Below are 1288 nucleotides of genomic sequence, written 5' to 3' on the forward strand. Positions count from 1 at the left end.
CGTCGTCGGCGCCGGTCCGGCCGGCTGTGCCGCCGCCCTGCGCGCGCTGCAGCTGCGGCCACAGACCCGTGTAGTGATGCTCGACGCCGCGGACTTCCCCCGGGACAAGGCCTGCGGTGACGGCATCGCCCCACACGGCCTGGACGTCCTGTGTGCTCTCGGTGTGCCCGACGCCGTCGCCGGGTACGCGCCGGTGGATCGGATGCGGCTGCGTGCGCCAGGCGGCGCGCAGGTGGCAACTCCCTGCCCACGGGCGAACTATGTGGTCCCGCGCAAGGTCTTCGATGCGCGGCTGGCCGCCGCCGCCCGTGCGCGCGGAGCCGTACTGCGACGCGAGCGTGTGCGCTCAGTAGTGCCAGGCCCGAACGCGGGCGATCCGGTGGTGGTCAACGGTTACCTGCGGGCACAGGTGGTGATCGGAGCGGACGGGGCGAACTCGGTCACGCGGCGCGCGCTGGGCATCGGGCCGAATCCGCCGGAGGCACTGGCCATCGCCGTGCGCGGGTACGCCGACGCGCCACGTGCCGACCGCCCACCCGAACAGCTCATCGAGATGACCGACGAGGGTTGGCCGGCCTACGCCTGGTCGTTCCCGATCGGGGACGGCCGCGCCAACATCGGCTATGGGATGCTGCGGTCGAAGCTCGACGAGCTGCACGGCAACAGCGGCGGACGGGCCGTCCTGCACGGCACCCTCGCCCGGATGCTTCCGGACCAGCCCGCCCATCCCGGGACGCTACGCGCCCACCACCTGCCCCTGTCGACCTGGCGGCCCCGCCAGCCCGACGGTGCGGTCCTGCTTGCCGGGGACGCCGCGTCGCTGATCAATCCGCTCACCGGTGAAGGTATCTACTACGCGCTGCTGTCGGGTTCGCTCGCTGGCCAGGCCGCTGTCACCGTTTCACCGAGCGCGGTGGGCGCGGCCTACCGGCACGCCCTGGACCGCGAACTCGGGCGGCACCTGCGCCACACCACGCTGCTGGCCGGGCTCGCCGGCCGGCACCGCACCCTCATGGACTCAGCCGTCCAAGCCGCGAGCCACCGCACCGAGCTCTTCGACACCCTGCTCGAGATCGGTCTGGGACGCGGGACGATCCCCACCGCGTCGCTGGCCCGTCTGGCCGTGCGCAAGCTGGTCGCCGGCCGGCGGTGAGGTCACCGGCCGGCGCTGGGACGATCCGCCGGCCGGTTCATACCGCTGCCGGTCGTACTGCTCCAGGACGGCCACTTACTGCAGGCTGCTACAGCTACAAGCTGCTACAGGCTGCTACAGGCTGGCCACGTCGGC

1 protein-coding gene is annotated in these 1288 nt (G+C 72.7%); it reads left to right on the forward strand.

Going from position 1 to position 1288, the window contains the following annotated elements; genetic code table 11:
• The coding region (locus DD1DGNOD_RS22605) for an NAD(P)/FAD-dependent oxidoreductase (protein ID WP_241255927.1) at positions 1 to 1153 on the forward strand (1153 nt) is incomplete at its 5' end.
• Positions 1154 to 1288 lie beyond the last annotated feature (135 nt).

Origin of the sequence: Candidatus Protofrankia californiensis, assembly GCF_900634765.1 — a bacterium.
GTDB lineage: Bacteria > Actinomycetota > Actinomycetes > Frankiales > Frankiaceae > Protofrankia > Protofrankia californiensis.